28 protein-coding genes are annotated in these 23,503 nt (G+C 54.1%); 17 read left to right on the top strand and 11 right to left on the bottom strand.

From position 1 onward, the window contains the following. The first annotated feature begins 131 nt into the window (after positions 1 to 131). Entirely contained in the window at positions 132 to 1,382 is a 1,251-nt protein-coding gene (gene icd / locus RT340_RS01810; protein WP_038647536.1) for an NADP-dependent isocitrate dehydrogenase, read from the top strand. A 59-nt stretch (positions 1,383 to 1,441) separates the two neighbouring features. Here the strand turns inward: icd and RT340_RS01805 are convergent, their stop codons facing one another. Then, on the bottom strand, positions 1,442 to 2,698 hold the full coding sequence (locus RT340_RS01805) for a mechanosensitive ion channel family protein (protein WP_211727791.1): 1,257 nt from the start codon (positions 2,696 to 2,698) through the stop codon (positions 1,442 to 1,444). A 206-nt stretch (positions 2,699 to 2,904) separates the two neighbouring features. Here RT340_RS01805 and RT340_RS01800 point away from each other — a divergent pair, with 206 nt between their 5' ends. Continuing rightward, on the top strand, positions 2,905 to 3,102 hold the full coding sequence (locus RT340_RS01800; protein ID WP_034822012.1) for a DUF6404 family protein: 198 nt from the start codon (positions 2,905 to 2,907) through the stop codon (positions 3,100 to 3,102). A 100-nt stretch (positions 3,103 to 3,202) separates the two neighbouring features. After that, positions 3,203 to 3,400: a hypothetical protein gene (locus tag RT340_RS01795; protein ID WP_211727792.1), complete on the top strand. Its 198-nt coding sequence runs from the start codon at positions 3,203 to 3,205 to the stop codon at positions 3,398 to 3,400. 32 nt (positions 3,401 to 3,432) lie between these two features. Here the strand turns inward: RT340_RS01795 and RT340_RS01790 are convergent, their stop codons facing one another. Next, positions 3,433 to 3,681, bottom strand: coding sequence for a DUF883 family protein (locus RT340_RS01790; protein ID WP_034822005.1), 249 nt, complete (start codon positions 3,679 to 3,681; stop codon positions 3,433 to 3,435). Positions 3,682 to 3,864: 183 nt separating this feature from the next. Here RT340_RS01790 and RT340_RS01785 point away from each other — a divergent pair, with 183 nt between their 5' ends. Then, positions 3,865 to 4,071, top strand: a complete 207-nt coding sequence (locus RT340_RS01785) for a DUF2767 family protein (protein WP_211727793.1) — start codon at positions 3,865 to 3,867, stop codon at positions 4,069 to 4,071. Positions 4,072 to 4,096: 25 nt separating this feature from the next. Here the strand turns inward: RT340_RS01785 and RT340_RS01780 are convergent, their stop codons facing one another. After that, positions 4,097 to 4,648 (bottom strand): hypothetical protein, encoded by a 552-nt coding sequence (locus RT340_RS01780; protein WP_211727794.1) that lies wholly within the window; start codon positions 4,646 to 4,648, stop codon positions 4,097 to 4,099. A 60-nt stretch (positions 4,649 to 4,708) separates the two neighbouring features. Continuing rightward, positions 4,709 to 5,038 carry a hypothetical protein gene (locus RT340_RS01775; protein WP_034821995.1) on the bottom strand — a complete coding sequence of 110 codons (330 nt, stop codon included), beginning with the start codon at positions 5,036 to 5,038 and terminating at the stop codon, positions 4,709 to 4,711. 202 nt (positions 5,039 to 5,240) lie between these two features. Between RT340_RS01775 and RT340_RS01770 the strand changes: the two genes are divergently transcribed. From RT340_RS01770 to RT340_RS01755, 4 genes are all read left to right on the top strand, one after another. Further along, positions 5,241 to 5,420, top strand: a complete 180-nt coding sequence (locus RT340_RS01770) for a hypothetical protein (protein ID WP_034821992.1) — start codon at positions 5,241 to 5,243, stop codon at positions 5,418 to 5,420. 175 nt (positions 5,421 to 5,595) lie between these two features. Beyond that, on the top strand, positions 5,596 to 5,817 hold the full coding sequence (locus RT340_RS01765; protein ID WP_058962298.1) for a YgdI/YgdR family lipoprotein: 222 nt from the start codon (positions 5,596 to 5,598) through the stop codon (positions 5,815 to 5,817). Positions 5,818 to 5,948: 131 nt separating this feature from the next. Further along, positions 5,949 to 6,332: a hypothetical protein gene (locus RT340_RS01760; protein ID WP_211727795.1), complete on the top strand. Its 384-nt coding sequence runs from the start codon at positions 5,949 to 5,951 to the stop codon at positions 6,330 to 6,332. Between the two features lie 22 nt (positions 6,333 to 6,354). After that, on the top strand, positions 6,355 to 6,768 hold the full coding sequence (locus tag RT340_RS01755) for a GNAT family N-acetyltransferase (protein ID WP_211727796.1): 414 nt from the start codon (positions 6,355 to 6,357) through the stop codon (positions 6,766 to 6,768). Here RT340_RS01755 and RT340_RS01750 read toward each other — a convergent pair whose 3' ends face one another. Both RT340_RS01750 and ldcA read right to left on the bottom strand, forming a co-directional pair. Further along, positions 6,769 to 7,431: an MBL fold metallo-hydrolase gene (locus RT340_RS01750; protein ID WP_038647517.1), complete on the bottom strand. Its 663-nt coding sequence runs from the start codon at positions 7,429 to 7,431 to the stop codon at positions 6,769 to 6,771. Positions 7,432 to 7,454: 23 nt separating this feature from the next. Beyond that, positions 7,455 to 8,378, bottom strand: a complete 924-nt coding sequence (gene ldcA / locus RT340_RS01745; protein WP_313373724.1) for a muramoyltetrapeptide carboxypeptidase — start codon at positions 8,376 to 8,378, stop codon at positions 7,455 to 7,457. 163 nt (positions 8,379 to 8,541) lie between these two features. Between ldcA and emtA the strand changes: the two genes are divergently transcribed. Beyond that, positions 8,542 to 9,171, top strand: a complete 630-nt coding sequence (gene emtA, locus RT340_RS01740; RefSeq protein ID WP_075564066.1) for a membrane-bound lytic murein transglycosylase EmtA — start codon at positions 8,542 to 8,544, stop codon at positions 9,169 to 9,171. Positions 9,172 to 9,230: 59 nt separating this feature from the next. Here emtA and RT340_RS01735 read toward each other — a convergent pair whose 3' ends face one another. Continuing rightward, complete coding sequence (locus RT340_RS01735) at positions 9,231 to 10,178, bottom strand: sugar-binding transcriptional regulator (protein ID WP_097119202.1); 948 nt, start codon at positions 10,176 to 10,178, stop codon at positions 9,231 to 9,233. A gap of 183 nt (positions 10,179 to 10,361) precedes the next feature. On the opposite strand from RT340_RS01735, the gene RT340_RS01730 reads away from it, so the two are divergent. From RT340_RS01730 to RT340_RS01700, 7 genes are all read left to right on the top strand, one after another. After that, a complete protein-coding gene (locus RT340_RS01730) occupies positions 10,362 to 11,303 on the top strand; it encodes a D-ribose ABC transporter substrate-binding protein (RefSeq protein WP_313373720.1) in 942 nt (313 codons plus the stop codon). 13 nt (positions 11,304 to 11,316) lie between these two features. Continuing rightward, positions 11,317 to 11,928 (top strand): DUF2291 family protein, encoded by a 612-nt coding sequence (locus RT340_RS01725; RefSeq protein ID WP_211727799.1) that lies wholly within the window; start codon positions 11,317 to 11,319, stop codon positions 11,926 to 11,928. Beyond that, the gene (locus tag RT340_RS01720) at positions 11,928 to 13,442 is read left to right on the top strand and encodes a sugar ABC transporter ATP-binding protein (protein ID WP_313373770.1); all 1,515 of its coding nucleotides are present in this window, start codon (positions 11,928 to 11,930) and stop codon (positions 13,440 to 13,442) included. Before RT340_RS01725 ends, RT340_RS01720 begins: the two co-directional genes overlap by 1 nt. Before the next feature lie 2 nt (positions 13,443 to 13,444). Then, a complete protein-coding gene (locus RT340_RS01715) occupies positions 13,445 to 14,545 on the top strand; it encodes an ABC transporter permease (protein WP_034821966.1) in 1,101 nt (366 codons plus the stop codon). 197 nt (positions 14,546 to 14,742) lie between these two features. Further along, positions 14,743 to 15,573 carry a transketolase gene (locus RT340_RS01710; protein WP_034821964.1) on the top strand — a complete coding sequence of 277 codons (831 nt, stop codon included), beginning with the start codon at positions 14,743 to 14,745 and terminating at the stop codon, positions 15,571 to 15,573. Then, positions 15,566 to 16,510 (top strand): transketolase family protein, encoded by a 945-nt coding sequence (locus tag RT340_RS01705; RefSeq protein WP_313373714.1) that lies wholly within the window; start codon positions 15,566 to 15,568, stop codon positions 16,508 to 16,510. The genes RT340_RS01710 and RT340_RS01705 overlap by 8 nt, the downstream gene beginning before the upstream one ends. A 2-nt stretch (positions 16,511 to 16,512) precedes the next feature. Continuing rightward, complete coding sequence (locus RT340_RS01700) at positions 16,513 to 18,000, top strand: FGGY family carbohydrate kinase (protein WP_211727800.1); 1,488 nt, start codon at positions 16,513 to 16,515, stop codon at positions 17,998 to 18,000. Positions 18,001 to 18,034: 34 nt separating this feature from the next. On the opposite strand, the gene RT340_RS01695 is transcribed toward RT340_RS01700, so the two are convergent. Together RT340_RS01695 and RT340_RS01690 are read right to left on the bottom strand one after the other, a co-directional pair. Continuing rightward, positions 18,035 to 19,162 carry a mechanosensitive ion channel family protein gene (locus tag RT340_RS01695; RefSeq protein ID WP_211727801.1) on the bottom strand — a complete coding sequence of 376 codons (1,128 nt, stop codon included), beginning with the start codon at positions 19,160 to 19,162 and terminating at the stop codon, positions 18,035 to 18,037. Positions 19,163 to 19,251: 89 nt separating this feature from the next. Continuing rightward, positions 19,252 to 19,986, bottom strand: coding sequence for a flagellar brake protein (locus RT340_RS01690; protein WP_160832514.1), 735 nt, complete (start codon positions 19,984 to 19,986; stop codon positions 19,252 to 19,254). A 186-nt stretch (positions 19,987 to 20,172) separates the two neighbouring features. On the opposite strand from RT340_RS01690, the gene RT340_RS01685 reads away from it, so the two are divergent. Beyond that, the gene (locus RT340_RS01685; RefSeq protein WP_038647498.1) at positions 20,173 to 20,421 is read left to right on the top strand and encodes a GlsB/YeaQ/YmgE family stress response membrane protein; all 249 of its coding nucleotides are present in this window, start codon (positions 20,173 to 20,175) and stop codon (positions 20,419 to 20,421) included. A gap of 61 nt (positions 20,422 to 20,482) precedes the next feature. On the opposite strand, the gene RT340_RS01680 is transcribed toward RT340_RS01685, so the two are convergent. Next, on the bottom strand, positions 20,483 to 22,579 hold the full coding sequence (locus tag RT340_RS01680; RefSeq protein WP_097119208.1) for a TonB-dependent siderophore receptor: 2,097 nt from the start codon (positions 22,577 to 22,579) through the stop codon (positions 20,483 to 20,485). A 398-nt stretch (positions 22,580 to 22,977) separates the two neighbouring features. After that, the coding region (locus RT340_RS01675; RefSeq protein ID WP_313373708.1) for a trehalase family glycosidase at positions 22,978 to 23,503 on the bottom strand (526 nt) is incomplete at its 5' end.

The raw sequence follows: 23,503 nt of genomic DNA, 5'->3' as shown, positions 1-23,503 counted from the left end.
GGGCTTTGCAGTCAGAAACAATCGGCGCATTATAACGCGAAACTGCGGTGATTGGCGTAGCGGAAATATTCAAGTAGTATTGACCCGCATCTTACAAATCATTAACAAAAAATCGCTCGAAGGAGAGGTTGATGGAAAGCAAAGTAGTTGTTCCGGCGGAAGGTCAAAAAATCACCCTGGTTCAGGGCAAACTCACTGTTCCGAATAACCCAGTCATTCCTTACATCGAAGGTGATGGCATCGGCGTTGATGTTTCCCCTGTTATGCTGAAAGTGGTTGATGCCGCTGTGAAGAAAGCCTACAACGGCGAGCGCAAAATTTCCTGGATGGAAATTTATACTGGTGAGAAATCAGTAGAACTTTACGGCCAGGACGTCTGGCTGCCGCAAGAAACCCTCGATTTAATTAAAGAGTACCGCGTTGCTATCAAAGGCCCACTGACTACGCCAGTTGGCGGCGGTATTCGTTCTCTGAACGTGGCGCTGCGTCAGGAGCTGGATCTGTACGTGTGTCTGCGTCCGGTTCGCTACTACACCGGCACCCCAAGCCCGGTTAAACGCCCAGAAGATACCGACATGGTGATCTTCCGTGAGAACTCAGAAGATATCTATGCCGGTATCGAGTGGAAAGCGGGCACACCAGAAGCGGACAAAGTGATCAAGTTCCTGCGCGAAGAGATGGGCGTGAAGAAAATTCGCTTCCCTGAGCAGTGTGGTATCGGCGTGAAGCCGTGCTCTGAAGAGGGCACTAAACGTCTGGTGCGTGCTGCGGTTGAGTACACCATCACCAACGATCGTGATTCTCTGACCCTGGTTCACAAAGGCAACATCATGAAGTTCACCGAAGGCTCATTCAAAGACTGGGGCTACCAGTTGGTGAAAGAAGAGTTCGGCGGCGAGCTGATCGATGGCGGTCCATGGATGAAGTTCAAGAATCCAAACACTGGCAAAGAGATCATCGTTAAAGACGTGATCGCTGACGCCTTCCTGCAGCAGATCCTGTTGCGTCCAGCAGAATACGACGTTATCGCCTGTATGAACCTGAACGGTGACTACATCTCTGATGCCCTGGCGGCACAGGTTGGTGGTATCGGTATCGCACCTGGCGCGAACATCGGTGACGAGTGCGCACTGTTCGAAGCAACCCACGGTACGGCACCTAAGTACGCTGGCCAGGATAAAGTGAACCCTGGTTCCGTTATCCTGTCCGCAGAAATGATGCTGCGTCATATGGAGTGGTTCGAAGCCGCAGACCTGATTGTTAAAGGCATGGAAGGCGCTATCGCTGCTAAGACCGTGACCTATGACTTCGAGCGTCTGATGGATGGCGCTAAACTGCTGAAATGTTCAGAGTTTGGTGACGCTATCATCGCAAACATGTAATTTCTGCCAGCCAGAAATTGAGACGGGAGCCTATGGCTCCCGTTTTTTTATGCGCTAAGTTAATCGGCCTGCTGTTCAACAGATTTGGCGGATGACGCATGCTGCTGCGACAAGCGCCAGAAATCATTGCCGCCCGGATGCTGATACATGCGCAGGCCAAACTGGCCGACAATCGCATAGATATATTCGAAGATCGCTGACTGCGAGTTCTCATACTCCACCCAAAATATCGACGAGGTGAAGCAATAGACTTCTACCGGTAAACCTTCCGGCGAGGGCTTCATGGTGCGCACCACGATATACATATCCTGCTTAATATCATCGCGCTGCGACAGCCACGCGGTGAGATATTTGCGGAACACCGTCAAGTTGGTCATGCCGTTTTCGGCAAACCAGCGGTCACCCACGGCATTGCTGTCACGGCCATCCATTAACGCTGACAGCTGCTCGTTAACACCGCGAATCTGGCTCATCTGCTGAATGAGTTCGTGATCGAGAAAGCGAATCGACATTTGGTCGAGGTGGAAGCTACGCATAATACGGCGCGCGCCGGAGGAGAACATCGCCTGCCAGTTGGTATAGGTTTCGGTGAGGAAGTTTTTCGTCGGGATGCGTGACAAAGTGTTATCCCAGTTACGCAGCGTAATGGTGTGCAATGCAATATCAATCACTTCGCCGCTAATGCCTTTATCCGGCATCTCAATCCAGTCACCAAGTTGCAGCACATCGTTGGATGACACCTGAATATTCGCCACCAGCGACATTAAGGTGTGCTGGAACACCAACATCAATACCGCAGCAACCGCACCCAAACTCGAGATAATAATCACTGGCGATTTATTCGACATAATGGCCAGAATCATGATCGCCGAAATAATGTGCACCAGGATCTTGCCGACCTGAATATAGCCCTTGATCGAGTGATTCTTTCGCTTTGATTTGCGGGAGTAGGAGTTGTTAACAATCTCCAGCACTTCTGTGAAGAACAGCGACAGATAAACAAAGAACAAAATGCCGCAGATAGTCTTAATAGCAATCAGCAGATGCTCGGGCAGATCTGGCATAAACTGCAGCAGGTAATAGACCGTGATCACCGGAATAAAGTTTGAGAGCTTTTCAGATAGCCGCACATCTTTATCAAGTGGAACCTGTTTTTTGTGTGTGCTGAAGAAGACCTTGCGCACCACCTTCACCACAAAGAATTTGCAGACCAGATGCGTCACCATCCCCGCGATCACCAGCAGCAGCAAGCTAAAAGTGGTGGATAGCAGGGTGTTACTCTCAATAAATTTCTGGATATCGCTTAAATAATTCATATTCACAACATGCCTGACAACGATGGCGGGGATTCAATCACAAACTGTGATCATACTGTATGCGACAAGTGCGCAATTTCTTAACGGCGGTTCGCGCCTGACAATACATTTCGCAAAACTTTGAAACAGATAGCATCCATGAACCCCTCGTCGTGCCTTTTCCGGCAAAACCCGCTATGTTCTGCGCTTCAGATTCTGGAGGTGGTATGCAAGGTGTCATAAAATTCGTTAAGGGCTGGTTGCTGTTTTCGTTGCTGTGGGGCATTTTCATGTGGTTCACTTCGTGGCAGGCGCAGGGTGAGGCCATCAGTATGGTGGTGGTGAAAAGCTTGTACGCTGGATTGATTTATCAGGCATTGATGACCATGGTGGCGCGCTTCAAAGCACGCCGTTCGCAAGCCTGATTGCTCACATCTCCCCACACAGCTTTGCGCAGCACTGACGCTAATTTGCACTCTGTCAGGCAATCTGGCCCGACTCAAAACAGTGTGGGTGGAAGTGAAGATGGCAAAGACGTCATTAGCGGCGTGGTTCTTTTTACTGGTGTCATTTGGCAGCTGTGCGCAATTACCTGACGTGCCAGTGAATATCTCTGTGCACCAGGGGCGTCATCTGGATGTGAATAACAGCACGGCTGATGTGGCAGAGACGCCGGATGAACATATTCAGGAAAGGTTGGATGAGGCCGGTCATCATCAATAAGCGTTGGGGCCAGGAAGGCCCCCTATCGCCGCCTATTTCCTGCCCAGCAGGAAACCGACAATAATGCCGATGCTGGCCGCTACCGCCAGGCCGGTTGCCGGATTATCACGTACCGATTTGACCACGCAATCTGCTGCATCCTGCACAGCATAACTGGCTTGCGCGGGATAACGACGCGCGGCACCTTTAGCCTGATGTTTGCGAGAGCCGGTCCATTCCCCGATTTTTTCTTCAACTGCGCCCGCTGCTTCATTCAATTTTGCTTCCGCTTTATCAGTCATGATGACTCCCTGCTGGTTGTGAATATTACGATTCAGCGTAGTCACAGATTTTCAGACCAGCAACCCGCAGGCCAACGAGGTTGTAACAGTGGTTTGCAGGATTGTTGAACTCTGTCCAGGCTTAAACGAAGTAGCAGGCCTTTTGATTTGCGGAAATCAGGCCGTGTCACACCAGGAGGAGAGATGAAACGTGATGTATTAAATGAAGACGATTACGATGAAGTGTGTCGGGTCATTGGCGACGCGGTGATTGTCCTATCCGAATGTGGCCACGAAACTAAACGCGCTGAAATCACCGATTTATTGCAGCGAACCCGCCATCATCGCGCGCATGATGAACGCGACGAACAGCGGATGCTGGAGCATGCGATTCGTCTGGTCAAACCCTAATCCCTAAGGGTGTCACGAGACGCCCTTAGGGATTTCCGCGATAAGCCGGATACCAGGTCACTAAAAAATGGCGTAGATGATCGAAACACCACTCGGCATCGTCGGCTTGCTGACAATAATAGCGAACGGTGACTTTCTCATAGCGCATATGACGCTGATGCAAAGGTGACCAGCCCCAATCCAGCACGGCGCGGGCGTAATTGACCAGGGTGCCGCTCTGCATGTTGTGCTGCTTCTCTTGTCGGCTCAGATAGAGTTCAAATGCCTGATCCAGACTTTGCGTCTCCTCACTGCTGCCACTCGATAGCGCCGGGCGTAATGCCACATCGATAAATCCGCACACGCCGTCATCACGCTGCTGCCAGTCACAGGCTAAGGTCATAAATACCCCTTCCTGCAAATTCACCTCTTCCAGTAAACGCCGTAAATTTTCGGAATGTTTACCCGCTGAGATTTCGTCGATGCGATCGGTCTGCAGCGTGAGGTCAAATCCACAAGGATTCACCGAACCATCCGCGTTGGTGGAAGCGGGGAAGGGGAAATCGATGTAGCCGTTATTGTCCAGACTCTTTTCCATAGTACAGGTCCGCAGCGTGAGGAAGCCTGACAATAAACCATCTTTCCCGGCTAAGCACGTTTAAGGGCACGTCCAGGTAATCATGGTGTTCTGATAAGGGTTGATCAGACGGAATTGCTTATCTGACAGCCGCTGAGCGGTGAAGCCCTCAGGCGTCACGGCAGAAGGGACATACTGGAAACGATCGCTGGAGTGCAATGTGCCACTTTTCACCGCCACGCCATCACGCGTGACCGTAAAGGCATTCACCAAATCGAAGATGCGCGCCTGCGTCTGCCCCATTGATTGTCCATAAATAGTCGCGACTTCGCCCGGGCAGTCGACACCTTTAGGCGTGGAGCTGCAACCAGCCAATAATAAAAGGGTGAGTACTACCGTGATTCGCAACATGATCCTGTCCTGGTTCGATTCCTTGTTTGCAGTGGCCCGTCAATGCCCACTGATATGCTGATCATAGCAGGTCTGGCACCGCTTCCCATTTGTCATTTGCCTAATCGTTAAGCGGTAAGAATGTAAAGGGGTGACTTTGGTAGCAGTTAAACGTTATTCTTGCCAGCGTTGCGCATCAGGTAAGCAAAACAAGGGCAAATCTATGAAAGAAGAAGAAGCCAGTTTAATGATTCTTCAGCACGCGATTGATAAATTAGAAGCCGACAAAAAAAAGCAGGTAATGAACTGTGTAGCGGCCATACAAGAAGTGATGCAAGGCTTCGATCCGGAAGATGCGGGTCTGGCGTTAATGTTAGTCGCCGCACAGGTTGCAGCAGAGTAATCCCTTTCGGTCATTCCTTCCCCATCCGTTTGCGATGGAAATCCATGCAATATAGCTGCTGCTCAGTCGATATCGGCTGATGCGCAGCGATTGTTCTGCACAGATTAATCTTTCTCCTGGTTCACATTACTGCGCGCTGTGCTAAACCTGACAATGAATCCAAAAGGAGGATGAGATGAAAAAGACATTGCTTTTAATCGGTACTTTTAGCCTCGGCCTACTGCTGGCGGGCTGCGCATCCGATCACGTCATGCACACCACCGATGGGCAAACCATTGTGGTGCAGGGTAAACCTAAAGTGGATGAAGATACCGGCATGATTACTTACAAAGATATTGATGGTAAAGAACAGCAGATAAACCGTAATCAAATCAAAGATATGAACTCGGTTAACTAACGTTTCCTTTACCCTTCTATCCTTGCAGGCCCGTACTCAACGGGCCATTATTCGTTTTAACGTTTTTTTCTGTGTTACGCTTCTCTGTATAAAATCCAACGAAATCATCATCTAACCTCAGCGGAGATCCAATGAAGGCGATAGCTATTGCCGTTGGCTTAATGGCGTGCCATATCGCGCCGGCCTGGAGCGAATCCGAATTTCAAATTACCTGTCCGGGGCGCCCGACCATGACGGTATCGCGTGCGGAATACGGTTTAAGTACGCTGATGTGGCCAACACGTCATTTTCAAATTGCAGCAGGGCAACAGCGCACGCGTTTGCAAGGCGGTGATAAAGTGGCGATCACGCGTTTTCGTAATGGCGATCAGCTGATTGTGAACAAAAACAATGACGATACGTTCTTTGTCTATGCCGATAGCGATAAACTCATCCCCTGCAATCGCACCGAAAAACGCGATGCGGAAATTCTTTCGCTGGAACGTTACGACGATAGCCAGCGCCCCAATTCATAGTTGCCAGTCAAAGGAGAAGACGATGCAATTAAGCGTAACCGACACCGTCACCGCACAAGATCTGGATGACGTCCGTCTTGGCCTCACCGAATATAACAGCCGCTTTATCGATCCCAGTGAGATGCAGGCGATTGGCGTCTTCATTAAGGATGCTTCTGGCCGCAAGCTGGCCGGGTTGACCGGTTCCACCTTTGGTAACTGGCTGCGCATCGACCTGCTATGGGTCGGCGATGCGTTACGTGGGCAGGGCGCTGGCACACAGTTGATTCAGGCCGCCGAAACAGAAGCCCGCGCCCGTGGTTGCCTTTATGCGCAGGTTGATACGGCCAGTTTCCAGGCGCGCCCGTTCTATGAAAAGATGGGCTACACCTTACGATTTAGCCTCGATAATTATCCGCGTCTGTATCAGCGTCATTACCTCAGTAAATCGCTGTAACTAGATCAGTGGCTGCTGGCGTAAATCCAGCGGCGATTGCTCTGCCTCATCAATCGCCGCCAGCCAACTCTGCAAATCGACTTTGGCCCATGATAAGTGACCACGCGTGGTACTCATCAGCACGACATCCGGGCGCAGCGCGCGGTACAGCTCCAGTGATTGCTGTAACTCCAGCGGATTACTCTCCGGTACCAACACGCTGATCCAGCGGTTGTAGTCACAGGTCAAGGTATCGCCAACGAACAGATAGGTCTGGCCCAGCGGGGAGTGATAAAGGTAACTGCAGCTGCCCGGCGTGTGGCCGGGTGTGGGCAGCAGATGGAAATCACCAAAGTGGCTTTCCTGCTGAATGAAGGTCTCATCAGGTTCGACAATCAGACTGACCGGCCCCAGTGAACGGCTGTGACAGTAGAGCGCACTGTTAAAACGCTGCTGGATCGCCACGGCGCCGGGCGCGGCTTCATGCCAGTGGGTGAGGTAGTGGCGAATCACCCCGCCCGCATCATTGAGAAACTCATGATCGAGCGGATGCTCGACACGGCCGATGACCAGATTGCCGCGCGGATGGCGCAGCATAAAGCCATGCATCATTAAATCTTGCGCCGTCTCTTCGGCGGGAAATTCCGGGGTGGAGATCCACAAATCTTCGTACAGTGGCTTCAATGTCGGTCTCCTGCGGCAAAACGTTAGCGCAATGTCGGGTGGCCGGTGAAGGCAAGCTGTGCTTCGCCCTGTTCAAGCTGTAAGGCGGCGCTGGCACCCAGCGGCAGCGTGACGGTGTCGGCATCGTGGCCAAACGCCAGTTCGCTGATCACCGGTAGCTGATATTCATCGCGGATGCGTTGCCATACGCTGGCAAAATCGAAACCATTGTCATAAGCCGACAGTGACGTGCTGGTGAAACTGCCGGTGATGATCGCCCGCTGGCGCGACAGAATGCCGCTCTGTTGCAGTTGAATCAGCATACGCTCTATGCGGAAAGGATGCTCATTCACATCCTCGATCACCAAAATGCCGTTTTCAATTTGTGGCATCCAGGGTGTGCCGATCAGGGAGCAGATCATCGCCAGATTGCCACCCCACAAGGTCCCTTGCCAGCGTCCCGCATCCGGGCTGTGGGTCTGCCAGCCTATATTGACTGTAGGAGAAGAGAGCGCCTGCCAAAAGTGTGACAGGGTAAATTCGGATAATGCCTCTGCGCCGAAGTTGCCGGCCAGCATCGGGCCGCTGAAGGTCACCAGCCCGGTTTGCGCCAGTAACGCCAGTTGAATCGCGGTGAAATCACTGTGTCCACAAAGCGCGATAGGTTGATTGAGCAGCCGGCGCTGCAGAGCGACATAATCAATCTGATCCAGCAAACGCGAGGCACCGTACCCACCGCGCACCGCCAGCACAATATCGGGCAGCGTGCTCAGTGCTGCCAGCTGGTTCACATCATTCAACCGTTCCCCGTCTTCGCCCGCAAAACGCTGGAAGCGGCGTGTAATCGCTGATAAGTTGTCCAACTGATGTCCCTGAGCCTGTAAACGACTCACTGCAAGTTGGGCCGCATCCTGATTATGGCAATAGCCGGAGGGGGCGATCAGACGAATAGATCGGGGGGAAAGCATAGCGTTCATCCTGATTTAAAGTGGCCTGCCGATGATGGCGAAATCCGTTACCGATGTCACGGCAGCACAAGGTTTTTTACGTATTTAGGATAAACGGTAATTTTGCATTGCGCTGCGCCAGGTATGATAGCTTGCGCCAACTCTATTGCGGAACCAAAAATCAGTGAAAATTCGACTACTTATGCTATCTGCGCTGTTGCTCGCGGGCTGTGCCAGTGAGCCAGAAAAAACGGTCGTGCCAGAGAAAAATACGCCATTAACCCAGGCACCACCGTCGAAAGTGAATGATGCATGGTCAATGTTTACCGAAGATGCCGCCAGTCATTATGGCGTTGATGAGAAGTTAATCAGCGCCATTATTAGTGTCGAATCCGGGGGCAATCCCACCGTTACCAGCCGTTCAAACGCGGTAGGGTTGATGCAGATTAAAGCCTCAACGGCGGGGCGTGCTGTGTATCGCACTCAGGGACGTCACGGTCAGCCGACGTCTTCGGAATTGCGCGATCCAGCGAGAAATATCGATATCGGTGCGGCATATCTCAAGCTGCTGCAGGATTCTGAGTTGGCCGGTATTCGAAATCCACTCACGCTGCGTTATGCCACCATCGTTTCTTACGCCAACGGTGCCGGTGCGTTGCTGCGCACCTTCTCACGGAATCGCGATCGGGCGATTGCGATGATCAACTCGATGACGCCGGACGAATTCTATCAGCATGTGCAGGATAAACATCCGGCGGCACAGGCACCACGTTATTTGTGGAAGGTCACAACGGCCTACCGAACCATCGGATAAGTCGGCTTTGCGAAGCGCGGCTCGTCAGGGCCGCGCCTTAAAGCAACCTGTTAAATCGGTCATTCCATCAGCAATCGTGCGGTGGGATAATCCACAATCAGCACTTTCACATATCCACCGCGCAACGCTCCGCGAATCGCCTGGGCTTTCTCTTTGCCGCCCGCCAGTGCCACCACTTGCGCACACTGTTTAACCTGCGCCAGCTCCATGCCAATCACCGGATCTTCCTCGGCGTTCAACACCGGTTTTCCGTCAGTATCAAAATAATGCAAACAGATATCGCCCACCGCACCGCGCTCGGCCAGCGTGCGCAGCATCTCGCCGTCATAGTAGTTGCCGGAATTGCGTAGCAGCGCGGAGGGCTCAAGATCGCCAATGCCGACAATCGCCAGATCCACTTGATCAAACTTTTCCAGCACCACGGCCACGTCTGGGTTTACTGATAAGCGTTGACGATCCTGCACTGAATGCTCAATCGACTGCGACGGCAGCAGCCAGGCCGGACAATCCAGCAGCGCCGCAAGATTCTGCGTCAGGATGGTGGCCTGCACGTTGCCGTTCGCACCCACCCCACCAAGCAGCTGGATCACGCCTTTGCAGGGCGCACTCAGCGGATGCAACGCGTCCACCATCGCGCGAATGGTGCCACTCCATGATGAAATGCCGATCAGTTCATCGGCGCGCAGGCGGGTTTCCAGATAGTGCGCCGCTGCTGAGCCAATCGCCTGTTTAATTTGCAGCGCGGAAGCCTGATCCGGCACATCGACCACAATCACCTGTGGTAGCTGATACTGCTGCTCAATCGCCTTCTCCAGTTCGGGATAGACATTGGCGGGTGGCACCACGCTGATTTTCACTACGCCTTCTTTCACGCTGCGATTGAGGATGCGTGACACAAAGGATTGCGACAGCTTCAGCAGTTGCGCAATATCGGACTGCTTCATGCCTTCCACATAATAAAGCGTGGCGATTTTTACCATCAGCCGCTGTTCGTCCTGTTTTGCCATGGTTTTTCTCTCTCTTAACCTGCCTGGTATTGTTAATCAGGCTGTCATAAATAACAACGCAGAACATTTTGTGATCGTTTTCGCTTTTTCAGGATCGCGCGATGGACGAGTTCAGGAAGCCAGCGCATAGTCATTATGCATATAAAATCGCAATTGAATATATATTCAAGCGGAGAAAAATCAATGAAAGCTTCTGTCCTCAAAATGACCCTACTGGCTTCACTGATGTTAGTTTCAGCGGCAACGCTGGCGGCAGAAAAGGGCTTGATTGCTATCATCACGCCTTCTCACGATAACCCGTTCTTTAAAGCTGAAGCCGATGGCGCGCAAGAGAAAGCCAAAGCGCTCGGTTACACCACGCTGGTGGCCTCGCACGATGATGACGTGAACAAACAGAACCAGCTGATCGAAACCGCCATCGCGCGTAAAGCCAAAGCGATCATTCTGGATAACGCCGGTGCTGACGCCACCGTTGGCCCGGTGCAAAAAGCCAAAGATGCCGGAATCCCCACCTTCCTGATTGACCGCGAGATCAACAAAACCGGCGTCGCCGTGGCGCAGATTGTCTCTAACAACTATCAGGGCGCGCAGTTGGGCGCAGAGAAGTTCGCTAAGTTGCTGAACGGCAAAGGCGACTACGTTGAGCTGCTGGGCAAAGAGTCGGATACCAACGCGGGCGTGCGCTCACAGGGCTATCACGACGTGCTGGATGACTATCCCGATATGAAGATGGTGGCGCAGCAGAGTGCCAACTGGAGCCAGACCGAAGCCTTTAGCCGCATGGAAACCATTCTGCAGAAAAATCCCAACATTGTCGGGGTGATTTCCGGGAATGACACCATGGCGCTGGGGGCAGAAGCCGCGCTGAAAGCCGCCGGTAAAACCAACGTAATTGTGGTGGGCTTTGACGGCAGCGACTACACGCGCGATTCCATCATCAATAAAGGCAACATCAAAGCCACGGTGCTGCAACCAGGCTGGGATCAGGCACAAATGGCGGTTGAGCAGGTGGATTACTACCTGAAAAACGGCAAAGCGCAAAAAGACGAGAAGCAGCTGATGGATTGCGTGCTGATCGACGACAGTAACGCCGCGAAGCTGAAAAACTTCAACCTGGCGCAATGAGACGGAGGTCGGCATGAAGGGAAAAGCAGCAACCGGGCTGATGGTTGGGCTCTTATCGCTGATATTGACCGCCTGCACCGTGGTGGATCTCGATGCAAACGGCAATCCCATCATGCCGAAAGATCCGAATGCCAAACCCGGCTATAGCAACCAGACGCCACAGCAGATCGCCGAATCGAGCTGGGCCAGCCGGGTACAGCAACCGGCTGAGAAGCAGGCGCTGAGCTGGGCGGATATGGAAACCAAAAGTCATACCGTCAAGGCCGGGGGCAGCGAAAGCGTATTTGTGCGTGCCGCTGGAACCGTCACCGCCTTTGATAACAGCAACGAACGCGAACGCAGCCTGACTGTCACCATCAATGGCAAACCGGTCAAGGTGTTGATTGGGCCGGTACTGCGCAGTAATGCAATTCGTGATGCGGCGGGCTATCGCTTTGAAGAGTTCACCAATCAGGTGCAATACGCACAGCTGACTAAAGCGTTGAACCGCCATGCCGTCCAGCAGCTACCGCCGGTGGATGCCAGTTGGGTCGGCAAACCGGTGCAGGCGCTGTTAGCCGTCAGTATGGAGCCGAATCAGGTGAATGACGTGGTGGCGATTCAGTTGCAGCAAGGGAATCCATGATGAGCGATGAAATCATCCTGCAGGCCAAACAGATGTCGATGTTGTTTCCGGGCACCCTGGCGCTGGACCGTGTCGATTATCGCGTGTGGCGCGGCAAAGTGAACGTCATCATCGGTGAAAATGGGGCAGGTAAATCCACGCTGATGAAGATCCTCGCCGGGGTGCAGCAGCCCACCAGCGGCGAAATGTTCCTTAACGGCGAAAAAGTGGTGTTAAGCAGTACGCGAGACGCCGCCCGCCACGGTATCGGCATGGTGCATCAGGAACTCAACCTGTTCGAAAACCTCAGCGTGGCGGAGAACATCTTTCTGGGACGGGAAATCCAGCGCGGCATCAGCCCGATTAACGAAGCTGAACAGAAGCGACGCACGGCTGCGTTATTGCAACGTCTCGACCAGCCAATTTCACCGGACGAGATGGTCGGCAACCTGAAAGTGGGTCAGCAGCAGTTGGTGGAAATTGCCAAAGCGCTGGCAGAAAACGCCGACATCTTAATTCTGGATGAGCCGACCTCGGCGTTGAGCAAAACCGAAGTGGAGATCCTGTTCCGCGTGATCCGCGAACTGACGCGGCAGGGGGTTTCCATCATTTATATCTCGCATCGGCTGGAAGAGCTGATGGCGATTGGCGATGTGATTACCATCCTGCGCGACGGTCGCTTTCAGGCGGAAGCGAAGGTCAGCGACATCGATGTGCCGTGGATCGTGCGTGAAATGCTCGGCAGCGAACCGGTGAGTAACTTTCTGCCGCCTAATCGTCAGTTCGGGGCGGCGGTGCTGGAAGCCGAGCACATCACCTGTGTCAGTGCCCATGGCAATACGCTGGTGGACGATGTCAGTTTCAATGTGCGCGCCGGGGAGATCGTCGGCATTTATGGCCTGATGGGCGCGGGGCGCACCGAGTTGTTTGAGTGCCTGCTCGGCAGCCAGCGCAACTATCTCGGCAAACTGTGGCTGGACAGCAAACCGTTACCCACACGCTTGCCAACGGCCGAACGTATTCGTATGGGCATGAGCCTGGTGCCGGAAGATCGCAAACGGGCCGGTATTTTCCCGGTCTCCTCTGTGGCCAGCAATCTCACCATTGCCAGCCTGTGGCGACGTTTATCGCATCGCACCGTGATCGCCGAACAAGCTGAACGCGAAGCGGTAAACAGTACGGTAGGCAATCTGGCCATCAAAATATCGTCACCCGACGTGGCGATCAGTGCGCTGAGTGGCGGAAACCAGCAGAAAGTGGTGATTGGCCGTTCATTGCTCACCAATCCACGTTTACTGCTGCTGGATGAGCCGAGCCGGGGCATTGATATCGGTGCCAAAGCGGAAGTGTTTCGCATGATGGTGAAACTGTCAGAGCAGGGCATTGCCGTGGTGTTCTCCACCTCCGATTTAAAAGAAATTATGGCCGTCGCCGATCGCATTCTTGTGATGTCTGGCGGCAAGTTGACAGCTGACCTGCCGCGCGCGGAAGCGGAAGAGGCGGCGCTGGTTAAAGCAAGTGCACAGGGGTTCTGAGCATGAAAAACAATGGCGCAATGGCGCTCGCTTCGCCAGGTAAGGTTTTCAACTCGCGTGAAGGCATGATTCTGCTGCTGTTAAAACTGCGCACCTTTATCGCGTTGTTCCTCATCGTCGGCTTCTTTGCCATCACCGTGCCGGATTTCCTCGCCGTGGGTAGCATGGTGATCATGGTCAAACACATCGCCATCAATGCGTTTCTGGCGCTCGGCATCACCTTTGTGATTATCACTGCGGGTATTGATCTCTCCATCGGTGCCACGCTGGGCTTGTGCGGCATGATTGCCGGCTGGTTGATTACCAAAGGCATTGTGTTGCCGATGTTTGGCATCGCCATCTTTCCCAGCGTTTGGGTGATTGTGCCCGTGGTGTTAGTGGTGGGTGGACTGATTGGCGCGGTGAATGGCTGGATCATCACCAAATACAACGTGGCCCCGTTTATCTGCACGCTGGGCACCATGTACATCCTGCGCGGGGCGGCGATGCTGACCTCCGGCGGCGAAACCTTCCCCGGCTTGCAGGGCAATCCGCTGCTGGGTAACACCGGTTTCGACAAAATCGGTGCGGGGTATTTTCTCGGCTTACCGTGGGCGATCTGGATGATGGTGGTGCTGGCGCTGGTGATTGCCTATGTAGCACGTCGCCTGCCGTTTGGCCGTCAGGTGTATGCGATTGGTGATAACGAGCGTGCAGCGGAACTCTCGGGCGTCAAAGTGAAGTCGGTGAAAATCTGGGTTTACACCATTTCAGGTTTCTGTGCGGCGATTGCCGGCATTGTGGTCTCCTCGCAGCTGGTGGCCAGCCATCCGGCGAACGGCACCTCATTCGAGATGAATGCGATTGCGGCGGTCGTGCTGGGCGGTACTTCATTGGCTGGCGGGCGCGGCACCATTCTCGGCACGCTGGTGGGGGCATTTGTCATCGGTTTCCTCGCGGATGGCTTGATCATGATGGGCGTCAGCGAGTTCTGGCAGATGGTTATCAAAGGCATCGTGATTATCGTGGCAGTGATCATCGATCAAATGCAAAGCCGCATGCAGCAAAAGGCCGCCGTGGTGGCGCAGAAGGCATTGATTCAGGAAGGTGAGGCCAAAGGTTAATTGTTACCCGTCATAAGCCGAGCCGCAGGTGCGTCGGTTGCGCTTGCTCACCCCAGTCACTGACCTGAGTAAGCTCCTGGGGGATTGACGAGCTGGCCGCCTTCCCGCAACTCAGCTTATTCAGGGGAAAAATCCGGGTAAATTTTTTACCTGCTGTGAATATATATTCAATAACGCTTTAAAATGCAGAGGTGTCTATGAATCCTTTCAAATATTCGGTGGCGGACCTGGCAGCGAAAGCGCGCGCTGTGCGTCGCCGCATCATCCAGCTCAATGCCGGTAGTCCGGCGGGTGGACATACCGGTGCCGATCTCTCTCAGGTCGAAATCCTGACGGCGCTCTATTTCCGCATCCTGAATTGCGCACCGGATCGCACTAACGATCCCCAGCGTGACATTTACATCCAGTCGAAAGGGCATGCGGTCGGCGGCTATTACTGTGTGCTGGCGGAGGCGGGTTACTTCCCAACCGAATGGCTGCCCACTTATCAGCATTCGGATTCACATTTGCCGGGCCATCCGGTGCGGCAGAAAACGCCGGGCGTGGAACTCAACACCGGTGCATTGGGCCACGGCTTACCGGTGGCGGTGGGTATTGCGCTGGCGGCGAAAAAAGACAACAGCGACCGCCGCATCTTTGTGGTCACAGGCGACGGTGAACTGGCCGAGGGCAGTAACTGGGAGGCCGCGCTGGTGGCGGCGCACTACAACCTCGATAACCTGGTGATCATCAACGACAAGAACAAACTGCAGCTGGCAGGGCACACGCGCGACATTATGAACACCGATCCGCTGCCGGATAAATGGCGAGCCTTCGGTCTGGAAGTCACTGAATGCAACGGTAATGACATGGCTTCCGTGGTGGAAACCATTGAAAACCTGCCACGTAACGGCAAACCGCAGGTGATTGTGGCGCATACCGAGAAAGGCTTTGGCATCTCCTTTATTCAGGGCAAACCAGAGTGGCATCACCGTGTGCCGAAAGGGGAAGAGATCGAACTGGCACTGGAGGAATTAAAAGATGAGTAATGCAAAACACCTGGCCACGGTGATGGTGGAAGCCTTTATTGACGCGGTAAATCGCGGTGTGGATTTGGTGCCGGTGGTGGCAGATTCCACCTCAACGGCAAAAATATCGCCTTTCATTAAGGCGTTTCCCGATCGGTTGGTGAACGTTGGCATTGCGGAACAAACCCTGGTGGGCACGGCGGCCGGTCTGGCAATCGGTGGAAAAGTGGCGGTGACCTGTAATGCAGCTCCGTTCCTGATTTCGCGCGCCAACGAGCAGGTAAAAGTGGACGTCTGTTACAACAATACCAACGTCAAACTGTTTGGCCTGAATGCCGGTGCCAGTTACGGCCCGCTGGCCAGCACCCACCACAGCATTGATGATATTGCGGTGATGCGTGGCTTCGGCAATATCGAGATTTACGCGCCATCCTGCCCGCTGGAGTGCCGCCAGATCATCGATTATGCCCTTGCGCATGTGGGGCCGGTTTACATCCGTCTGGATGGCAAGGACCTGCCTCAGCTGCACGATGAAAACTACCAGTTCCGTCCGGGCCAAATCGACGTGTTGCGTGAAGGCAACGACATCGTGCTGGTGGCGATGGGTTCCACCGTGCATGAGGCGGTGAGTGCGGCCGAGCAATTACAGGAACAGGGAATCAGCGCAGGTGTGATCGCCATTCAATCAATTCGTCCCTGCGATACCCAACGGCTGCAAGAGCTGTTAAAGCATTATCCGGCGGTGATCACCGTAGAGGAGCACAATGTTAACGGCGGCGTCGGCAGTCTGGTGGCCGAAGTGCTGGCTGAAGGCGGCTGCGGAATTCCGCTGTTACGTCTGGGCATCCCCGATGGTCAATACGCGATTGCTGGCGATCGTGCCTCCACGCGCGCGCATCATGGTATTGACGCCGCCAGCGTGGTGAAGAGTGCAGTGCGCATGTGTGCAGGAGCGTAAACATGGCGGGTCCATTAATACTGGCAATTGATGAGGGTACCACTAACGCGAAAGCCATAGCGGTGGACCGCGCAGGCAACGTGGTGGCGCGCGGCAGCCAGCCTCTGACGTTAGCCCATCCCCAGCCGGGATTGGCCGAGCAGCATCCGCTGGCGATCTGGCAGGCGGTGAAACAGGCGATTGAAAGCTGTCTGGCGCAGTGCGGCGGGGCAGAGGTGGCCGCCGTCGCGATCAGCAACCAGCGCGAGTCGGTGCTGATCTGGCAGCGCCGCGACGGGCAACCGCTGACGCCGCTGGTGAGCTGGCAGGATCGTCGCTCGGAAGCCTTTTGTCGCGATTTACGCATGGCGGGCAAAGCGCCACGCATCACCGGCTTAACGGGCCTGGCGGTCGATCCCATGTTTCCCGCAGGCAAACTCACCGGGATGCTGGCGACGATTCCAGATGGACTGGCGCGTGCACAAGCCGGTGAACTCTGCATCGGCACAGTGGATTGCTGGCTCAGCTGGCAATTAAGCGGCGGCGAAAGTTTTGTCACCGATCACGCTAATGCGGCCCGCACCCAACTCTACAATTTGCACAGCGGCGACTGGGATGACGAACTGCTGGCGTTATTCCATATCCCGCGTGCGGCACTGCCACATATTGTGCCCTCCGCCAGTGCGCAGGGTGTTGTCACGGTACAGGACATCGCCGGACTGAAAGCGGGTACGCCCATTTTGTCGCGCATTGGCGATTCCCATGCGGCACTGCAGGCGCAACGCAGTGCAGGCGAAGAAGTGGTGAAAGCCACTTACGGCACCGGTTCATCGCTGATGATGTCAATGGCCACCCCTTTGCTGACCGAGAACGGCCTCAGCACCACGGTGGCGTGGCACGATGGGACGCTGCGATTTGCCTTTGAAGGTAACATCACCCATACCGGTTCGGGCGCGGCCTGGCTGGGACGCATGCTGGGCATCAGCGATCCGCGTGAACTGACGGCGATGGCGCAACGCAGCGAGCATAATCAGGGCATCTATTTCGTGCCTGCATTGTCAGGCCTGGGCGCGCCCTGGTGGGATTTGAAGGCGCGCGGCATGGTATGTGGCCTTACCGATGCCGCCACGCCAGAGGTGCTGGCGCGCGTGGCGCTGGAATCAATCACCTTCCAGATTGCCGATGTGTTCTTCGCTATGGAGCAGGCCAGTGGTGTGCAGTTACCCGCGCTCTGTGTGGATGGCACGGCAACCGAAAACAGTTGGCTGATGCAGTTGCAGGCAGACGTGTTGCAGCGGCCGCTGAAACGTCCCCCTACCGCTGAAGTCTCCGCCCTGGGTGCCGCGCTGCTGGCGGGGCGTTCATTAGGTTGGTGGCAGCAGGGCAGTGATATGCAGGCGTTGAAGGGGGGCAGCGTGATTGAGCCGCGCAGCGATCGCGCGACCATTATGCAAGAGAATTATCGCGGCTGGCTGGATGCGGTGGCGCGTTGTCGTTATCAACCGCATTAGCGTTCAGGCGGGGTAACCGCCTGAACATCGCTCACTAACGTTGTGCCGTCTGGGGTGAGGATTCATTGGAGGCATCGCTGAGATTAATCCGTGGTAATACACCCCCCGTAAACTCGACACGACGCATTGGGAAAGCAAAACGAATCTGCTTCTGCTCCAGTTGCGCCATCAGCTGGAGGTTAATTTCCTGCTGGATGTCCATATACTTGTTGTACTCGGCACTGAGCACGAAGTAGACCACTTCAAATGTCAGCTGCGACTCATCAAAAGCGAGGAAATGTGCGCGGTCAAAACGAGTATCCGGCACATCCTGAATGATCTCCTTCACCATGCTACCAATTTGTCGCACTTTCTCAGCAGGCGTAGCGTAATTAATGCCGAACTTAAACACGATGCGACGCTGCTGCATCCGTTTGTAATTGTGGATGGTCTGCTGCAGCAAAATGGTGTTCGAGCAAACGATCTGTTCCCCGCTCAGGCTGCGCAGCCGGGTGGTTTTCAGACCAATGTGTTCGATTGATCCCGCCACATCGCCAAACACAATAAAATCGCCATGCTCAAAGGGCTTGTCAAAACCAATGGCCAGCGAGGCAAACACGTCACTCAACACCGTCTGAATCGCCAGGGCGATCGCAATGCCGCCGACGCCGAGGCTGGCAACCAGTGCGGTAATATTGATGCCCATGTTGGACAGGATTGCCAACATCATCATCACCCACACCACCACCCGCAGCAGAATGCCGAGGATCACCGTGGTCACCGGATTGCGCACGTGCAATGGATCACGCAGCAAACTCTGTAGCCAGAGCCGGATGCCACAGTCAATCCACATGGTCATTTGCAGAATAAAGGCCAGGAACCAGCCGTGTGCAATCGTCACGCTCCAGCTGGCGGGTAGGTCGACAAACCTCAGTGCAATCAGTAATGAGAAAATCAGCAGCAAAGGCTGGCTGGTACTGCGCAGAATTTCCACCAACAGTGTGGTGACGCGGTGATTCCGCTGCTCGCTGTAGTGCGCAATACGGTTGGATACAAAGCGGATGAGGGTGCGTAACAGCCAATACATCATCAAGGTACCGAAGACGATGATGGCGCTGTTTATCCAGAAGGTTTGATTGAGAAAAATGAGTTGTAAACGATGGGCAGAAAGCCAGTTTTCCATTGGGGAGATTCTCCTTGCTGGGAGGCGATAAAAAGTGAAAGCAAGGAAAGGATAGCCTGGCGGGCGCCTTTTGTGGCGCCAGCAGGGATTTACTGGAAGCGATTCGCTTTGTCGCGGGCCAGACGTTCCAGCGCAAAGATCACTTGCTGTAGCTGGCGTTCCTGTACGGGCTCAATGGCGGTAAAACGGAAGCTGAGACGAGGGGTTGTGCGAGTTTCATTCTTGCTGGTGACCATGCTGCGCTCGCCAATGTGCAGCAGCTGTGCGGTGACCTCAAAATGACCGTATTCGCCCAATTCCACGCGAAGGTTTTTAAAGGTATCACCGCGGTTCAGACCCTCTGGCAAGCTTTCGTCCAGCAAGACACCTGCGCCACCGAGAGAGAGATCTTGTAAACGGAAGCGCGCTTTACTGCCATCCGGCCACTGCGTATGGCAGTAAAACACCGGTTCCATCGGAGCTGAAACACGGAAAAACTCACGACGCTGAATCTGCCACAGCAGCTCAGGCAGCGGGGCAGTAAACGCCGGTAAGCCCTCAAACTCGGTGCGCTCCAGTTTGATCAAGCCAAACTCCACTTTGGCACCCTGGGTTTCTGCCGCGATATTCACTTCACCGCCCTGCAGCGCTAAATCGTTATCCAGTGCATTACTGCCGAGGTCGAAGATCACGCGATCTTCATCGGCATCCAGCATGCGGCTGATAAATTGACCGCGCGAAAAACTGACCATTAATGGGGTCTGGAAACGCAACAAATCCTTCATTACGTTTAAAACAGCAAGGGTGCCTCGTTTGAGATATTGTTCGTTATCGGCGTCTTTCACATCCTGCTCCACTTATCCGATTGTTATTATCACGGGTGACACGGCTATCGAATTGTTATCGACGTTCTGACAAAAAGCTTTAGCCTGCTAACTATCTATTTACTGTGATGTTCATCAAGCAGATTAAAAATATCCGGCTATACTAATCGCAGTGAACACCTTGATTCATAACGTAAGGAGCAGTAAATGGGTATTCTTTCATGGATTATTTTTGGTTTGATTGCCGGGATCATCGCTAAATGGATCATGCCAGGTAAAGATGGCGGCGGATTTATCATCACTGTGGTTTTAGGGATTGTCGGCGCGGTGGTTGGCGGCTGGATCAGTACCCTGTTTGGCTTCGGCAAGGTTGACGGTTTCAACTTTGGCAGCTTCGTGGTGGCGGTGATTGGTGCCATTGTGGTGCTGTGGATCTACCGTAAAGTGCGTACCTAGCAATACACTCTGATTTAATGAAATCCGCATCCCCTACGGGATGCGGATTTTTTTATGGCGGTTAGAAGTCGTAACCCACGGTGGCGGTAATGGTCCGCTCCGCACCGCGATAGCAATAGCCGGTGCCATAGCAGGCGGCGAGATACTTTTTGTCGGTCAGGTTATTGGCATTCACCTGCAGCCAGGCTCCTTTCAATTGTGAATCCCACGCACCGAGATCGGCACGTACGGAAGCATCAAACAACGTTACCGACGGCAAACGTGTGGTGTTTTCGTTATCGGCCCACTGCTTACCGATATAACGCACGCCTGCGCCGGCGCTCAAGCCGTAATCAAACTGATAGTGACCCCAGAATGACGCCATGCTGTTCGGCGTGACGTAAGGCGTATGGCCATCATTCCCGTCAACGGAATCTTTGAAACGCAGATGGTTCAGCGTGTAACCGGCGATGGTGCTGAGTCGCGGCGTCAGCTGGTTGCGGGCTTCCAGCTCAATGCCCTGCGAATGCACTTTGCCGGACGGAGTAAAGGTGCTGTCTACCACGTTGCGGTTCGCCACATCGTTCTGCGTCAAATCGTACAGCGCGATGGAGTACATATCGCGCGTGCCCACCGGCTGGTATTTCACACCGGCTTCATACTGCTCGGAAGTGGTTGGCTTCAGCTGATTGCCGTCTGGGTCGGTCAAAGAAGCCGGGGTAATCGCCTGGCTCCAGCTGACGTAAGGTGAAATACCGCTGTCGAACGCATACAGCAGCGCAGCACGGCCGCTGACGTGGTCATCCTGGCGACGGCTGGTGCCATTATTGGAGACGATGCGATCGTAACGACCAGAGAGATCCAGATGCCAGCGGTCGAGCTGCATTTCATCCTGCAAGTAGAGTCCGGTCTGATAATAGCGACGCGTTTGTTCGGTCCAGCTGTAATCCGGCATGCTGCCGACCGCTTCGCCCGTCCAGGGGTTTAATGAACTCGCATAGCCACTGGCTTTACTCAAATCATTCTTATAACGGTGGTATTCGGCACCGAGGATCACCCGATGCTGCAGCGCGCCGGTGGCAAAATCGGCCTGCAGACGGTTATCGTTGGCCCATGCGCTGAGCGAGGAACGTTCACCGGAGTAGTAGCGGGTCAGCAGGTCCGGGTTAGCGGCATCCCAGCCAATCTGATACACCTGATCGAGATCGACATTGGCGTGGCTATAGCTGGCGGTGGAGTATACAGACCACACTTCATTGAAGCGGTGCGAGAAGTCGTAGCTGTAGATCTGCTCGTGGCGCTTGAACTGATCCAGCGCGCTGTCGCCCTCATAGAATCCATCACTCAGCTTGCGGCCATTATGGCTATAAAGCGTGCCTTCAGCGGGCACGGAACCGTGATAACCGCCGGATGGATCTTTTTGCAGATAGGCACGCAGCACCAGACTGGTGTCTTCGCTGGGTTGCCACAGCAGCTGTGGCGAAATCGCATATTTTTCTTCACGGGTGTGATCGTATTGCGTATCGCTGTTACGCGTGATGCCGGTGAGACGGAAAGCCCACTGATCGTTAATCGCATTGGTGTAGTCAAAGGCGGCGCTGTTGGTGGCGTTGGTGCCGGTAGACAGGCGGAAATGGCCCTCTTCAGCAAACTGCGGCCGCTTGCTCACCTGATTGACTAATCCGCCTGGTACGGTCTGGCCGTAAAGTGCGGAGGAGGGGCCTTTGATCACATCAACGCGATCGAGGAACCAGTTATCTACCTGCAAGATGTTGAAGCTGCCGCCATCACTCATGATGCGCAAGCCATCCAGGAAGGTGTTATCGACATCGCCGCCATGGAAACCACGCAGCGCAATGGTGTCATAGCGAGTGGCGGCCCCGCCGAAGTTGGTGAATACGCCCGGCGTGTAGTTCAGTACCTGATTGAGATCCTGCGCACCCTGATCTTCCATCTGCTGACGTGTCACCACTGAGATGGACTGCGGCGTGGTGATCAGCGGCTGATCGGTTTTACTGCCGCCGCTGCTGCGGGTGGCGAGATAGCCTTGCGTCGGTGAGTTGGCGCTCTCCTGCGGTTGCGCGGTGACGACGATGGACTCTTCTGCGAAGGTTGCAGCAGGGAGGGCCAGAGCCAGTGCACAGAGCATGCGGGTACGATTAAGGGTAAAAAGCGTCATTGGAAATCCTTTAACGGGAAGCAGAACAAAAGCAGCACTCAATCGGCAATGCCGAAAATTGAGAATACGATTAAAATTAAGAGTGAGAATTATTATCTTTTAGTGGGTGTGTTTCAAGTTGTTAATGTGAGTGAAAGAGATTGTGAGGAAATGAACAGGAGCGGTGGCGTAGCGAGCGCGGCTTTATGTGAGAAAAGGTTTCATGATGCAGTCATACCCTCTGTCGCGGTGCACGATGGTTTGCAGACCTGAGGTGATGACTTCGCTGCGTTAAATGGTGACATCGCCTGCCTGAGATGATGGCATTGAGCACCTTAGCTTTGACAGTGCGAACCGATTGCGCTGCTACCGTTTGACAAACAAAGCAGTAGCAGCGGTTTTAAAGTAGAGGGAGAGGGTTATTTACCCGCACTCAGCGCGGGCATATTCGGGATATCGCTCGCGTTATTACAGGTGTGATCTTTCGGGCAGTATTTATCCAGTAGTTTGAGCGTCACGCCGTTGGTCCAGCCGAAACCGTCCTGCAACGGATATTCACCGCCGCCACCGCCGCCCAGTTGCGCGCCTTCCACCACATACTTTTCAACCAGCTTGTGCTCTTTATCGTAAGTGGCCTGCACGTTCTGCAGGAAGCGCTGACCAATTTCCTGTGCCAGCTTGGGTTGCTTGTAATGTTCCAGACCTTCCACCGCCACCCATTGCAGAGGCGCCCAGCCATTTGGTGCATCCCATTGCTGACCATTGTTCACGGTGGTGGTCACCAAACCGCCAGGTTTCAACAGCTGTTTCTCCACCGCTTTGGCAGTGCGGTCCGCCTGTTTCTCGCTCGCCACCTGCATATAGAGTGGGAACAAGGTAGCGGCGGTCAGCTGCGGATGAATGTGTTTTTTCTGCCAGTCATAGTCGGCATACCAGCCCTGTTTC

Source organism: Pantoea sp. CTOTU50773, from assembly GCF_032082325.1.
Lineage (GTDB): Bacteria > Pseudomonadota > Gammaproteobacteria > Enterobacterales > Enterobacteriaceae > Pantoea > Pantoea communis.
This window is presented reverse-complemented; position numbering and strand designations above follow the sequence as displayed.